Source organism: Neobacillus rhizosphaerae (assembly GCF_937468385.1).
GTDB lineage: Bacteria > Bacillota > Bacilli > Bacillales > Cytobacillaceae > Neobacillus > Neobacillus rhizosphaerae.
In genome coordinates, this window is the sequence record NZ_CALBWS010000015.1 from 26631 (window position 1) to 40666 (window position 14036).

General features: G+C 39.7%; 14 protein-coding genes. 7 read left to right on the forward strand and 7 right to left on the reverse strand.

Annotated elements, in window-relative coordinates:
• From M5A78_RS12380 to M5A78_RS12390, 3 genes are all read left to right on the forward strand, one after another.
• Window positions 1–1365, forward strand: a complete 1365-nt coding sequence (locus M5A78_RS12380) for a TrkH family potassium uptake protein (protein WP_248735647.1) — start codon at window positions 1–3, stop codon at window positions 1363–1365.
• Window positions 1366–1550: 185 nt separating this feature from the next.
• On the forward strand, window positions 1551–2189 hold the full coding sequence (locus tag M5A78_RS12385; protein WP_264760457.1) for a pyridoxamine 5'-phosphate oxidase family protein: 639 nt from the start codon (window positions 1551–1553) through the stop codon (window positions 2187–2189).
• A 61-nt stretch (window positions 2190–2250) separates the two neighbouring features.
• Window positions 2251–2772: a cupin domain-containing protein gene (locus tag M5A78_RS12390; RefSeq protein ID WP_248735583.1), complete on the forward strand. Its 522-nt coding sequence runs from the start codon at window positions 2251–2253 to the stop codon at window positions 2770–2772.
• A gap of 186 nt (window positions 2773–2958) precedes the next feature.
• Here the strand turns inward: M5A78_RS12390 and hemY are convergent, their stop codons facing one another.
• The 3 genes from hemY to fabF all read right to left on the reverse strand — a co-directional run bounded on the left by hemY (window position 2959) and on the right by fabF (window position 7510).
• Window positions 2959–4365 (reverse strand): protoporphyrinogen oxidase, encoded by a 1407-nt coding sequence (gene hemY, locus M5A78_RS12395; protein ID WP_248735584.1) that lies wholly within the window; start codon window positions 4363–4365, stop codon window positions 2959–2961.
• A 271-nt stretch (window positions 4366–4636) separates the two neighbouring features.
• Window positions 4637–5512: an NAD-dependent epimerase/dehydratase family protein gene (locus M5A78_RS12400; RefSeq protein ID WP_248735585.1), complete on the reverse strand. Its 876-nt coding sequence runs from the start codon at window positions 5510–5512 to the stop codon at window positions 4637–4639.
• A gap of 762 nt (window positions 5513–6274) precedes the next feature.
• On the reverse strand, window positions 6275–7510 hold the full coding sequence (gene fabF / locus M5A78_RS12405; RefSeq protein ID WP_248735586.1) for a beta-ketoacyl-ACP synthase II: 1236 nt from the start codon (window positions 7508–7510) through the stop codon (window positions 6275–6277).
• Window positions 7511–7617: 107 nt separating this feature from the next.
• On the opposite strand from fabF, the gene M5A78_RS12410 reads away from it, so the two are divergent.
• Together M5A78_RS12410 and M5A78_RS12415 are read left to right on the forward strand one after the other, a co-directional pair.
• The gene (locus M5A78_RS12410) at window positions 7618–8463 is read left to right on the forward strand and encodes a helix-turn-helix transcriptional regulator (protein WP_248735587.1); all 846 of its coding nucleotides are present in this window, start codon (window positions 7618–7620) and stop codon (window positions 8461–8463) included.
• 162 nt (window positions 8464–8625) lie between these two features.
• The gene (locus M5A78_RS12415; RefSeq protein WP_248735649.1) at window positions 8626–9486 is read left to right on the forward strand and encodes an AraC family transcriptional regulator; all 861 of its coding nucleotides are present in this window, start codon (window positions 8626–8628) and stop codon (window positions 9484–9486) included.
• Between the two features lie 166 nt (window positions 9487–9652).
• Here the strand turns inward: M5A78_RS12415 and M5A78_RS12420 are convergent, their stop codons facing one another.
• Window positions 9653–10174, reverse strand: a complete 522-nt coding sequence (locus M5A78_RS12420) for a DinB family protein (protein ID WP_248735588.1) — start codon at window positions 10172–10174, stop codon at window positions 9653–9655.
• 454 nt (window positions 10175–10628) lie between these two features.
• On the opposite strand from M5A78_RS12420, the gene M5A78_RS12425 reads away from it, so the two are divergent.
• Window positions 10629–11015 (forward strand): VOC family protein, encoded by a 387-nt coding sequence (locus tag M5A78_RS12425; RefSeq protein WP_248735589.1) that lies wholly within the window; start codon window positions 10629–10631, stop codon window positions 11013–11015.
• Between the two features lie 181 nt (window positions 11016–11196).
• Window positions 11197–11979: a putative protein N(5)-glutamine methyltransferase gene (locus tag M5A78_RS12430; protein WP_248735650.1), complete on the forward strand. Its 783-nt coding sequence runs from the start codon at window positions 11197–11199 to the stop codon at window positions 11977–11979.
• 255 nt (window positions 11980–12234) lie between these two features.
• On the opposite strand, the gene M5A78_RS12435 is transcribed toward M5A78_RS12430, so the two are convergent.
• The 3 genes from M5A78_RS12435 to M5A78_RS12445 form a co-directional block, all read right to left on the reverse strand.
• Window positions 12235–12561, reverse strand: coding sequence for a YnfA family protein (locus M5A78_RS12435; protein WP_248735651.1), 327 nt, complete (start codon window positions 12559–12561; stop codon window positions 12235–12237).
• A gap of 412 nt (window positions 12562–12973) precedes the next feature.
• Window positions 12974–13300 (reverse strand): AzlD domain-containing protein, encoded by a 327-nt coding sequence (locus tag M5A78_RS12440; protein WP_248735590.1) that lies wholly within the window; start codon window positions 13298–13300, stop codon window positions 12974–12976.
• A complete protein-coding gene (locus M5A78_RS12445) occupies window positions 13291–14025 on the reverse strand; it encodes an AzlC family ABC transporter permease (RefSeq protein WP_248735591.1) in 735 nt (244 codons plus the stop codon). The genes M5A78_RS12440 and M5A78_RS12445 overlap by 10 nt, the downstream gene beginning before the upstream one ends.
• Between the last annotated feature and the right edge of the window lie 11 nt (window positions 14026–14036).

The following is a 14036-nucleotide window of genomic DNA, read 5'->3' on the forward strand; positions in this document are numbered from 1 at the left end:
ATGTGGGATAAAGTACGAGCTTGGATGGAAAAACTGTCACCTGCCCAGGTTATTACAGGATATTATTTACTTGCTGTAACAATATCAATTCTATTATTTTGCATCCCTGCTGTCCATAAACCCGGGGTCAAAGTGGCATTTATTGATACAGTCTTTACAGCTGTCAGTGTGGTTAGTGACACAGGTCTGACTGTATTTGATATATCGAATACATATAGCACATTTGGGTATTTTGTCATTATGATTGTATTGCAATTCGCGGGTATTGGCATTATGGCCATTAGCACTTTTTTTTGGATGCTTTTGGGCCGAAAAATTGGATTACGTGAACGACGTCTCATAATGGTTGACAATAATCAGTTCGCATTATCCGGACTCGTTGTACTAGTGAAAGAAATCATTAAGATGATTCTCCTTATTGAGCTTGTAGGGGGAGCCATTCTCGGGTTCCATTTCTTGAAATATTATCCGACCTGGAGTGATGCTTTTCTTCACGGCTTGTTTGCATCTGTTAGTGCGACAACAAATGCTGGAATGGATATAACCGGCCAGTCTCATGCTCCTTATGCTAGTGATTATTTTGTGCAACTGATAAATATCATACAAATTATTCTTGGCGCCATAGGGTTCCCGGTATTAATTGAAGTGAAGGCATATTTATTTAGGAAAAAGACGGAGCCTGTACACCCTTTCCGTTTTTCATTATTTACAAAGCTGGCGACGTCAACGTATGGAATTCTTCTCGTTTTAGGGACAATCCTTATTTTTCTAATTGAATTCAACCACTACTTTAAGGATATGACTTGGCATAAATCGTTCTTCTACGCCTTTTTCCAAGCAACAACGACGAGAAGTGCCGGGATCACAACAATGGATATTAACGATTTTTCGATGCCGACCCTATTGGTTATGAGTATTTTTATGTTTATTGGTGGTTCTCCAAACTCTGTAGGCGGGGGAATCCGGACGACAACATTTGCTCTAAATATGTTATTTGTTTTTCATTTTGCGAGAGGAAATCGTGAGATCAAAATCTTTAATCGTGAGCTTCATCCAGATGATATTTTGAAGTCATTGGCGATTACGTTTTTAGCCCTTGTCATGTGCTTTATTTCGGTTGTCGCTTTAAGCGTTTCTGATAAACAGCATCAGCTTATTGCTATTTTTTTTGAGGTTTGCTCTGCCTTCGGTACAGTAGGCATGTCTACTGGGATTACCCCGGATCTCAGTATTTTTGGGAAAAGCATTCTGATGATTTTGATGTTCATTGGAAGAATCGGTTTAACTTCCTTCTTATTTATTATTGGTGGCAATAAAAAGAAATCAAAATATAATTATCCAAAAGAAAGAGTGATTACAGGTTAATGAGAAAAGCTGAAGCGCCTAGCCAAAGGGATACAAGAATAGGACGAGGCAGTGAGAGGTTGCTTTTTAACCTCCTTGCCGGATTGGCATATGACCTCGATCCCCCTGGCGCTGGAGCTAGACAGTTATCAAAATTCAGCGATATAATTTCTGATTTTCGAAAAAACTAGGGGAGTGAAGATAGTTTGGAACACAGCGAAAAATTTAAGCTTGCTGTTGAAACCGAAGAAGAATTACGTTCAATCATGGGTTTTCCAAGTGAATTAGTAAAAAATAAGGTAATCACCTATTTAGACCATTATTGTTCTGATTTTATTTCAAAGTCTCCATTTTTAGTTATTTCCACTTCTGATAGTTCGGGTTTTTGTGATGTCTCTCCACGGGGGGATTCGCCTGGCTTTGTCCTTGTGTTAGATGAAAAACGATTAATGATTCCCGAAAGGACCGGAAATAAAAGAATGGACTCTATGCGTAATATATTATCGAATCCAAGAGTTGGTCTTGTTTTCTTCATTCCTGGACTTGGGGAAACTCTTAGAATTAACGGGAAAGCCACGTTGGTAAAAGATGATGAACTTCTAGAGCAAATGGCTGTTAATGGACGAAAGCCTCTCTTAGGGATAGGTGTTGAAGTAGAGGAATGTTTCATCCACTGTGCGAAAGCCTTTAAACGCTCAGGATTATGGGAACCAAGCTCTTGGATTAATCAAGATACATTACCATCTGCTGCCAAGATTCTATTTGAACACGCTAAGCTCCCTAATACCAGTGCTGAGACAATTGCGGAAAGACTTCAAGAAAGTTATACTCAACGACTGTACTAACGGACATTCTTTTAGGTTTAGTTTATAATTTAATCGACATTATCGTGAGAGGATTTTTGCCATGCATATAAGTGAATTAGATTCTTGGGTAGCAAAACTAGGACTTGTTCCGCATCCAGAAGGCGGCTATTACAAAAGCACCTATTCATCTGGGGAACAAATTTCTGACAAAGAGTTAAGTGTAACTTTCGAAGGTCAACGCAAACTTTATACGAGTATTTACTTTTTATTAACGTCTAATAATATTTCCCACTTTCATCGTCTGAAATCTGAAGAATTATGGTATTACCATGCTGGAAGTCCATTAACCGTTCATGTCATTCATGAAAATGGAGAATATGAGGAAATGAAATTAGGTATGAATGTAGAAGAGGGCGAAGTACCTCAAGCTTTGGTTCCTAAAAATTCAATCTTTGGTTCCTCCGTGCTGGAAAAAGATACATGCTCACTAGTTGGCTGCATGGTTTCTCCTGGTTTTGAATTCCAAGACTTTGAATTATTTACCCAAGACGATCTTTTACAAAAGTATCCGCAACACAAGGACATCATTCTGAAGATGGCCTACAAGGAACTTCCTAAATAGAGTAGGAATTATTGCTCCCCTTTTAAATTCAATCAAACGTTTGATTAATCCCCAAAAATCCTATATACCAAGGCTTTCGTCGATTCAATCAAACGTTTGATTAGTTTTTTCCGGTTTAAATTTAACTAAACCACTTCCATTCTAAAATGAACTATACCTTACCCCTGTTAAAATCTTCCTTCAAGATTATCGCAAAAATTCCAGAACTTTTTTTACAGCTGATTCTCCTTGATCAATACAGTCCGGAATACCTACACCCTCATAGGAGCCTCCGGCAAGGAATACCCCAGGCAATTCCTTAGCGAGGGATTCTTTTACGTTTTTCATCCGCTCAATATGACCGACATTATATTGGGGCATTGCCTGTTTCCATCTTGTGATAATATGAAACAATGGCTTATCAGTAATGTTCATTGTTTTATTCAAGTCCCTTAATGCAATCGAAATAATTTCCTCATCAGATAAATCGACCGCAGCTTGATCATTCGGTTTTCCAACATAACAGCGTAATAATGCCATTTCCTTTGGTGTCGTACCTGGCCATTTTTTATGAGTCCATGTACAGGCTGTAATTCTAAAATCACTATTCCTAGACACTAAAAATCCTGTTCCTTCGATATCCTGTTTGATTGCGGACTTAGGGAACGCCATCGCCACGTTCGCTACTGAATAGGACGGCATATCATCAAACGTGCTCATGAACGGATAATCAGAAAGCATCTTTTGGGCATGGAAATGTTCCGTTGCAATGACCACGCTATCAGCCTGTTCGACCGTTCCATTTGCTAGTGTAATATGATAGTGATTCTCCTCTTTTACTATTTTATCAACAGGTGTTCCTTTGATAGCAGTACCGTCTTCCATTTGTCTTACCACTTCATCAACCAAAGATTCAAGACCGGTTGATAAGGAAATAAACATTCCTTTTCTTGAAGGTTCCTTTTTCGCTGCTTTAGGTGGGGCCGGCATTGTTTTTTTCAATCCAAGTACAAGACTTCGATGTTTTTGCTCCATATGATAGAACATAGGAAACAATGACATTAAGCTTAACCGGTCGATGTCCCCTGCATAAATTCCTGATAGCAGCGGATCAATTAGGTTATCGACTATTTCATCTCCCAGCCTTCTTCTAAAAAACTCACCAAGGGATTGATCGGCCTTTTCTTTTCCTCTTGGTAAAATAAAATCACCTGCAGCTCTTAGTTTTCCAAGTGGAGAAAAGAGACCTGAAAGTGCAAAAGGAGTAACTTGGGTCGGAATCCCCATGAAAGCCCCCTCAGGCATGGAATGGATCTTACCCCTTGCATAAATATAAGATTTTCCTGCTGTATTCGACACAACTTTATCTTCTAGTCCTACTTCTTTAATTAATTTTAGTGCACTTGCTTTCCGTGCGAGAATGGAATCGGGGCCTTTTTCAACAATAAAGCCGTCTTTTTTCACTGTGTTAATCACACCGCCAAAACGGTTACTTGCTTCAAACAGCTTTACTTCTAGTGGTAAAGCCTTCTCTTTTATTTCTTTTTGAAGATAATACGCGGTTGCTAAACCGGTAATTCCTCCACCAATAATGACAACTTTCTTTTTCTCCATCTCAGTCACCAGCTCCAAGCAAATTATTTTATTAAGCCAACTCTTAGTTGAACGGAAAGTTTGTTACCATTTTCACAATCAATCTGTATTTATAGGAGAAAGTACTCACTTTCTCCCCAATCCTCATTTTATACTATTATATTAAGAAAAAATGAATATTTAAAACTTGTAATAAAAAGTTCACTTAATTTGTTGGGGGCAGTTACGTCATGAAAGATTTTTTCCTATTTCATCTCAGGTATCCCCACTTTTTTTCAAATCAGTTATGGGGTTACTCCTGCAAATAGTGGTGAATTAATTGGTCCAACAATTGATCTAGTGATGTAAACTGGTACCCTAATGACTGCGCACGATGAATATCGACTGACCACGATCCAGGCAAATTATAAGGAGACGGGTCTCCATCTACATGAAAGATTGCCTTTGTTTCAGATAAATCCTCGATTAACACCACTAATTCGCTTAAACTAATATCTTCTTTTGAGCCTGGATTAATAGCTCCCTGATAATCGGACTTTGCCATACTAAATAAAAACTTTGCTGCCTCTTCTGAATCGATAAAGCTATATCGTAAGTCAGGATTTTCAATGAACATAGCTTTCTCTTCTTTTACATGCTCAACGTGGAATTTCAACCGATTGGTATAATCATCTTTTCCAACAATGATTGGGAAGCGGACGGCCACAACTGGAACTTTTGCATTTTGAAAAAGAATCGCTTCAGCTGCTCGCTTTGCTTCCTGGTATCCAACATAGCCTGAGTACTCTTTTCTATTTTTTAACGTTGGCTGATACTCAAGTGCATCAAAGTTTTCTTCCTTATGATTTGTTCCAAAATCGTAGACGGCCTGACTGGAAGTAAACACGTATTTTTTAATTTTTCCAGCTAATGCCTTCAGCGTATCTAAAGCTTCTTGAGACGAATAGCATGTTTGATCAAAGACAACATCCCACTTCTTATCTCTAAACGCTTGTTGTAAAGAATCAGCATCTTCGCGACTGATTTTCAATCTTGATACATGATCACCGAAGGAATCGGAGGTCATTCCCCTCGTAGCGATTGTCACTTCAATCCCTTCCTCTAATAATAATTGGACTAACCTTTTTCCAACAAATTGTGTTCCACCTAGTATTAATGCAGATTTCATGAAACGTTACCCCCTTCTACTACCTATGTATTCCGGTCACTTAGGTTCTTGCATTGTTATTGAATCAGAGACTCTTATTAGTGCAATTAAAAACAGTATAAAATTAAATGTAATAATATTCAAAATTATTTCACACTGTTTTTTCAAGAATCTCCAGTGCAGGAGTAAAATCATTCATTTAAAGGCTATTTTCGTTAAAACTGTTGCTTTTCTTATAAATTTGCCTAATTTCTTTAATTAAGATGGTAATTTTTTTCGCTTCATGATTTTAAAGGCGAATTCCACCAATTTTTCTCTAAAAGGTTTTGCTATATTCAGCTTATCCACGATTTTAAATGGTTTATCAGCGAATAGGTTTCATTTATCAGCGACTTTTATGGTTTTATCAGCGAATAGGTTACCTTTATCAGCGACTTTTAATGATATATCAGCGAGTTGAAGGGTAATGGGCAAATCGTCCTTTCGTTTCAATAAAAGTAACAATTTTTAGAAAAAGAGCCTTTTTAAAAGAGAATAGCTATAATGACTGACCCATTCTGGCGGTTTCCAGTTGATAAACCCGTGAGTAACGGATGCGACTAAACTATCCCAGCATACACACATTCCTTAAATAGTCTACCTTTGTTCCATCTACAACCAAATCTGCTGCTTCGTGTGGTTGATGTTTCTCTACAAATTCCACTAATGTCTAAATTGTCATTAACCTTTTTAATATTCCAATCATATTCACTGTTTTACCATTGTTATCTAGGATTCTTTTACTTAGAGAAATTTTTTAAAAACAATGACGGCATTGTGGCCGCCGAAGCCAAAAGAATTGGATAAGCCAATTTGTAGTTTTGCCTCACGCGCAGTATTGGGAACATAATCTAAATCGCATGAAGGATCCGGTTGTTCTTGATTGATTGTTGGCGGAATGATTCCTGCTTCGATGCTTTTTATTAAGGCTATTGCTTCGACTCCACCCGCTGCACCTAACATATGGCCGGTCATCGACTTGTTTGCTGTAATCGGAACTTGATTGGCTTCAGTTCCAAACAGCCTCTTAATTGCTTCTGTTTCGGAACGATCACCTACTTCCGTACTTGTTGCATGCGCGCTAATAACATCAATCTCATTTGGAGAAAGGGCGGCATCACGTAACGCAGTTTTCATCGCTAGATACGCCCCTTTTCCTTCTGGATGTGAGGCTACCATATGATAGGCATCGGAACTAGCACCATACCCAATTACTTCTGCAAAAATCGGTGCATTCCTCGCTACTGCATGCGATAACGATTCTAAAATTAAGATACCAGCACCTTCTGCCATGACAAATCCATCGCGATTCGCATCAAATGGCCGGCTCGATCTTGCAGGTTCGTCATTCCTCGTGGATAAAGCAGTCGCATTCTCAAAACTAGCTAACGATAACTCCGTGATTGCCGATTCGGCCCCACCGGCAAACATGACATCTGCTCCGCCATAGCGGATCAAGCGAAACGCTTCGCCAATTGCGGTATTTCCGATGGAACAAGCTGTTACAGGTGACATGCTAGGTCCCATTGCCTGATATTTTATGCTAATTTGTGCTGCAGCCATATTAGAGATGATTGCGGGCACCAACATTGGGCTGACTTTTCTTGGTCCTCTTGCACGCAACGAATCCATATTATTGATTAAGGTTTCAATCCCGCCTATTCCTGAGCCAACATAGACACCAAATCGTTCTGAATCAATCGTCTGGTGGTCTAGCCCCGATTGATTCCATGCTTGTTCTGCTGCAGCTATCGCAAAATGACAAAATGGGTCTAATCTTCTCGCCTCCTTACGACCTAATAAGGTATTGGCGTCAAAATTCTTCACAAGCCCTGCAATTTTCGTTTTATGCTGTGTCGTATCAAATCTATCAATGGTAGAAATGCCGGATTTTCCTTCGATTAAATTCCCCCAGAATGTTGCAACATCATTGCCGAGTGGTGAAATAACGCCCATTCCTGTAATGACTACTCTCTCCATCCTCTCTTCCTCCTTTACCGTGTTACTCCTATTTTACTTCATAGTTATCCTATTACAAGTTATGGTTTATACTAGTATAAATACCACCATGTTTGGAGGGATCGGGCTTGAATAACCACACGAGATTAGCTGCCCTTTCAGATTTTTTAAAATCTAAACGTTCCAAAATCCAACCAGAATCTGTTGGATTGCCCACAGGAATCCGAAGAAGAACTCCAGGTCTTAGGAGAGAGGAAGTGGCCCAGTTAGCAGGTGTCAGTACTACTTGGTATACCTGGTTAGAGCAAGGAAGAGATATAAAGGTTTCCTCTGTTGTGCTAGATTGCATAGCTACCGCCTTACAATTAACCAATGATGAACGGAAATATTTATATGATTTAGCATTGGATACACACGTAATAAGCACTATGAAATCAGTGGAACAACCAAAAATCAGTCCTTCTTTAGAGAAAATCCTCAAGGAATTGAAGTATTGTCCAACTGTTGTAACCGACCGTTATTGTCAAATTATCGGTTGGAATCAGGCGGCAACCCATGTTTTTCTCGATTTTGAACAGGTCCCAGTGGAAGAGCGAAACTTAATTCGCTTAGTGTTTGAAAGAAAAGAGCTACGGTCACTAGCTGTCAATTGGGAGCACTTTGTCAAAGGATTTCTCGCCATTTTTCGTGTATACTACGGCCAATATGTCGGAGAAGACTGGTACAAACAATTTATTGAGGAGATGAGTGAGCATCACCAAGAATTCCAGACGCTTTGGCTTGATAGCCAGGTTAGTACTGCTCCAGATGTTCAAATTGAATTAAGACATGCCAAGGCAAGAAAAATGCTTTTTAATTTAACCTCGCTTCAGTTACAAGGGGATAATGATTTACGACTCAGCATCTATACGCCAATAGAAGGCTCCGCAACAGAAGAGAAATTAAAAAATTTAATGAATAAAAACAGTGACTGAACCATACTAAGCTGAAATATTTACCCTAGCATTTTTCCCAGGTTGGACAAATCTAGTAAAATAGGGCAAAAATACAGCTAAGAGAAACCTGTTCAAGCAAAGCACAAATTGACAGGATTTCACTTTGGATGACTGTTAATATGAAATTAAGGAGTGAGCGATATAGGCTGGGTTGAATCTTTACAGAAGGCAATTGAATATATAGAGGAACATTTACTAGAACAGATTTCCATTGAAAGTATTGCAAAACAGGCAAATGTTTCGGCATTTCACTTTCAACGTACTTTTTCAATCTTAACGGATATAACTGTAGGGGAATATATCCGCCGCAGACGTTTATCTCTTGCTGCCCAAGAACTCTACAATACAAGCAGTAAAATCATTGATATCGCCCTTAAATATGGCTATGACACTCCCGAGGCATTTACGAAAGCATTTCGCCGACAGCATGGCCTTACACCTAGTCAAGCAAGGAATCATTCTGGAAAAATGAAATCTTATAACCGCCTGGTGATTCAGGTGAGTCTGAAAGGAGCAGATCCTATGAATTACAAAATTGTCGAAAGAGAAAGTTTTCAAGTAGTTGGAGTTAAGCGGGAGTTTTCATGTGTCAATGGCGAGAATTTAATAGCAATACCAAAAATGTGGAATGACGTTCACGTAGATGGCACCAACGACCTATTATTTAAGTTGAATAATGGTCAAATTAAAGGCGTAGTCGGGGTATGTGTGGATAAACGGGACCAAGGATCGCAATTAATGGATTATTGGATTGCTGCAGAAAATGATGGTGACGCGCCCGATGGTTTATTGCAGCTAGAAATCCCTGCATCGAAATGGGGTGTATTCGAAGTTCACGGACCAATGCCCGATGCCATTCAGCAAGCATGGAAACAAATCTTCTCAGAATGGTTCCCATCCAGTCACTATCAGCATGCTGGCACTCCCGAAATGGAAGTATACTCTGACGGAGACCCATCAAGTCCTGATTATTACTCTGAAATTTGGATACCGTTAATGTAAGACCCGTTAAATCAATAAATATTAAACTCACGATTGAAATACGCACTGGGCCCATCTTTGTTCGCATTTCCATTGGGATCCCTCTGAAAATAAGCCGAACGGCTTTGAGTACACCTACTTTTGTAACAGAAACGGACTTCCCTCAAATAGAAGTCCGTTCATTTACCTACAATGATGGTTCACCTTGTTTTTCATACAAGTAAAAAATAAAATCTGTCGACGGACCGGGATAACCCATTTGCCGCACCATTGCTGTTATATTCCCCCTATGATAGGTACCATGATTTACGACATGCTGCACCAATTCAGAAAGGCTCGTTTTCAGTTTGCCATACATGGGATGGGTAATCGTTTTACTGGCATCTAAATCCTCTTGGCTACTTAGAAAATCTACATATTGCTTGGAAAATTCCAAGTACGTTCTTTCCACTTCTTCGATATTCTGATTTTTCATCTCTTCAGAATACCTTCCAACTAGCTGCTGTATGTCTTCATAGCTTTTATCTGACATGGCACATAACCAAACGATATCTGTTTTAAAAAGATGGCCGATGACCTCTTCCAAATTTGGAAACACACTTTTTACTTCCTGGCGATATATTTCACTTGGCAATTCCTTTAAATGGTTAAATACCCGACGATTCGCCCAAACATTGTAATCATACAGACGCAGTACATTATGATTCATCAATCAAACACCTTCTCTTTTAATATTCTCCGTGTTCACTGTACCTTCATTTCCTCTTTTGAAATTCCAGTAATCTTCGCCAATAGCAATTGTCCTACTTTGTTATCTTAAGCCTCTCTTATCCTTTCTAAAAATTTTTCAGCTTATTTTCCTGTAAAAATTTTTACTTGTTTCCCATTAAATTTCTCTATCGTTGTTGGATTTTCCTTTTTCATTTACAAGGTTATTGAATAACTTTAGATGGATAAAATCATTTCTTCATTTACAACGCTGGTCCTGATAATGGATAATTAGATAAAATACCGGAAACATGTAAAAGAAATACAATATTTCCAATAAGAAGGTGTCGCGTTTTTTTCTTCAACTAAAGGTAGCAGTTGAACAGTTTAAAAAGAATTATCAGAATTTTCGATAATTAATATATAGCTTACATTATATAAGGAGGTAGTTGTTAGTGAATACACCTTTAAAAACACCTTTAAAAAACCGTATTGGTGGTGTGTTTATTCCTGTTCGTGACCTTGAGAAAGCAAAAAAATGGTATAGTAAAATACTTGGTTTGGAAGGTGGTGAAATATATTTTGGTCATTTATATAATGCTCCTATGGATGGTACGGCAGGATTAATTTTAGATACGATGCCAAAGTGGAGAGATGAAAATGGTAACATTTCAACTTATCAAGTACCATCCATTCAGTTTGTAACGGATGATATTCAAGCCTCATACCAATTTTTGAAAGAAAATAATGTTGAATTATTGTCAGAGATTGAGGACGATTTTTATTTTGTTTTTAAAGACCTAGATGGTAACGTATTGATGCTATGTAGGGATGTATCTTAACGAATATTTATTAAGCTAAACGGTGAGATTCTTCAAGATGAAGCTCGCCTTTTTTCTTATTCGTCTAAGAATTAGGAGAGTTGATATAGGATTCCTACAATTTTTAACGAATTATCAATAATAATAAACATAACAAGGTATCAAGGGTGGTGAAATAATGGGAAAGCAAATGAATTTTTATATGGACGACGAAATGGAAAAATGTATAATCACCAGACTTCGGACCGCAGGTTGTGTTTTCGCAGAAGATGAGACCCGGTTGCTTATCTCAGAGGCACGGACGCCGGACACCCTTGCCGCCATGGTGGAACGACGAGAAGCCGGTTTTCCCCTCGAACACATCATTGGTTGGGCGGATTTCTGCAGTATACGTATAGCGGTGGAGCCAGGAGTCTTCGTACCCCGTCGCCGCACCGAGTTTCTTGTCCACCAGGCAGCTGCTCTCGCCATGCCTGGGGCCATCGTCGTTGACCTTTGCTGCGGCACTGGTGCAGTGGGCGTTGCGCTGGCTGCAGCTCTTGGAGGGATCGAGTTGCATGCAATTGATATCGACCCAGTCTCAGTGCGGTGTGCCCACCGCAACGTTACTTCCGCCGTTGGTAACGTGTACGAAGGAGACCTCTATCAGCCACTGCCATCTAAACTGCGTGGCCGCGTCGACATCCTGGTCGCAAACGCACCCTACGTACCTACCGAGGCAATCAAGCTGTTACCCCAGGAGGCGCGCGAACATGAGGCGCGGGTTGCACTCGACGGGGGCACGGACGGTCTGGACGTCCAGCGAAAGGTGGCTAGTAAGGCGCCACTCTGGTTGGCGCCCGGCGGTCATCTATTGGTCGAGACTAGCCAGCAGCAAGCCATGCAAACCGTTGAGATCTTTGCTCGGAACGGGCTAATCCCACAGGTGGCAAATTACGACGAACTGGACGCTACTGTCGTAATTGGAACCATGCCAGCCCTCTAGAATGAATACGCCCAGCTAGGCCTTACCGCATATGCAAGTGATAATTGCTTGGCACTTTGCTGCTAGACAAAAAGATTTCCTATTGCAACTACATTTTCTGTGGTGAAGGTATGCTTCATGGCTGGCTACTGGATCCTTTGAAGAATTTTCGGTCGTCAATACCCCCTATTGGCGACCCTAAAAGTTTCCCCCTCCACTGATTGAAAAACGTTCAAGGGCGAATGGCCAAGCTTGTTGGTCATCAATTTTAAGAAATCAATGTCTTGGTGCCCAAAGCATAACAGAGACACCAATTAAACAAATAATTGCACCAATCCAATCGTAGGTATCAGGAGCCTTTTTATCAACACCCCAGCCCCATAATACCGCAAGAAAAATAAACACGCCCCCATAAGCAGCATATACCCTTCCAAAAGAAGGAAACTTTTGTAGTGTTGGGATAATCCCATACAGAATTAAGATGATGCCTCCGATTATTCCGAACCAAAATGACTTGTCTTCTTTCAGCCATAACCAAATTAAATAGCCCCCACCAATTTCCGCCAATCCTGCAAAAATAAATAATAATATCGAATAAAAAATGATAGCCACTCTCCTCATCCAACCATTTCTCATTAAGCTTAAGCAAAAAAACACCAAAAAATCAATGGATATCTCCCGATAATAAATGTTGTTGACTAAGGAAATAAATGATTTGCTCCATACAAAAATCAGCTTGTCCACTTGAGGCAAGGAATAAGCTGTCTGCTTCGGTAATAAGTTAGCTGCTGCACAGGAAAAAATAAAAAAGAACTCTGAATAACAAATAATTTGATATCAGAGTTCTCTGCGTCTTATGGAAATATCCTTGCAACATGATCAGCTAAAACTTCCACTTTCTATGCATTATTTTCACCTTTTGAAACGATCGATTTTACCATTAAAGAAAAAAATCAGCATATTTAGTGTTGCAAAATCTATTTTCCATCGTATTACTGACAAAAAAATAAATTTTTTAAAACAAAAATCGTAATATCATCAAGGATATTATTCCTGTCAGAACAGTGGCTAATAAACTGCGTGTCTTTATCGCAATGAAAAAGGTGGGGATAGCAGCTAGTATTTCAACGTTCCCAGCAGATAGCGAAATTTCCCCATCAGCCATGAGAATCTCTTGACCTACTAAGGCAGCCATTACAGAAATGGGGATAAAACTTAACCATCGTATCCCCCATTCAGGCAGTTCAAAGCGGCTAAGTACCATCAGCGGCAGGACCCTGGGAATGAATGTGACAATCGCTGTTCCTAAAATAATCAAAAGAATCGCCCATCTTACTTCCATTTTTCCAACACCATCCCTATCGTTGAAGCAATAATTGTTGCCGCAATCACACCAAGACTGCTTGAAAACACGGAGCTAATGCCCACAGAAATAACCACTGCGATGATGGCAACGACAACATCCAGTTTGATTTTTTTTCGACCTAAAATCGAGAGAACCAGAAGCCCAATAAACATGGCCGGCAAGGCATAATCTAACCCGAATTTTTCAGGATTTGAAATCCAATTTCCAAAATAGGCACCGGCTATATTGGCCATCACCCAGTTTAACCATGCTGTAATATTTAGCCCGTGCATCCATTTCTCACTAATGTTTCTCTTATGTGCCGCTTTATTAATGGCAACGCCAAACGTTTCATCGGTAAGCAGCGTTCCGATGAGCATATTCTTAAAAGGTGAAAGATGGCGAAAATAAGGCGAAAGGGCCGCGCTAAGTAGAATGTGACGAACGTTGACAAAGAAAATGGTAATAATAATGGCTGTGGTTGAACTATTAGCGGCAATCATTCCCGCTGCAATAAATTGAGCTGAACCAGCATAAAGAACGAAACTTAACAGGGCAATCTCCGCAATGCTAAGACCTGCCGTCTTTTCAACAACACCCGCAGCAAATCCAATACTTAAGTAACCCAACAGTGTTGGAATACAATCCTTTACACCTAGGACAAAGGAATCCTCGTCACTTGGATTGACCGCTGATTCTATTTCGGCGTTCGATAGACTCACTCTATCCCCTC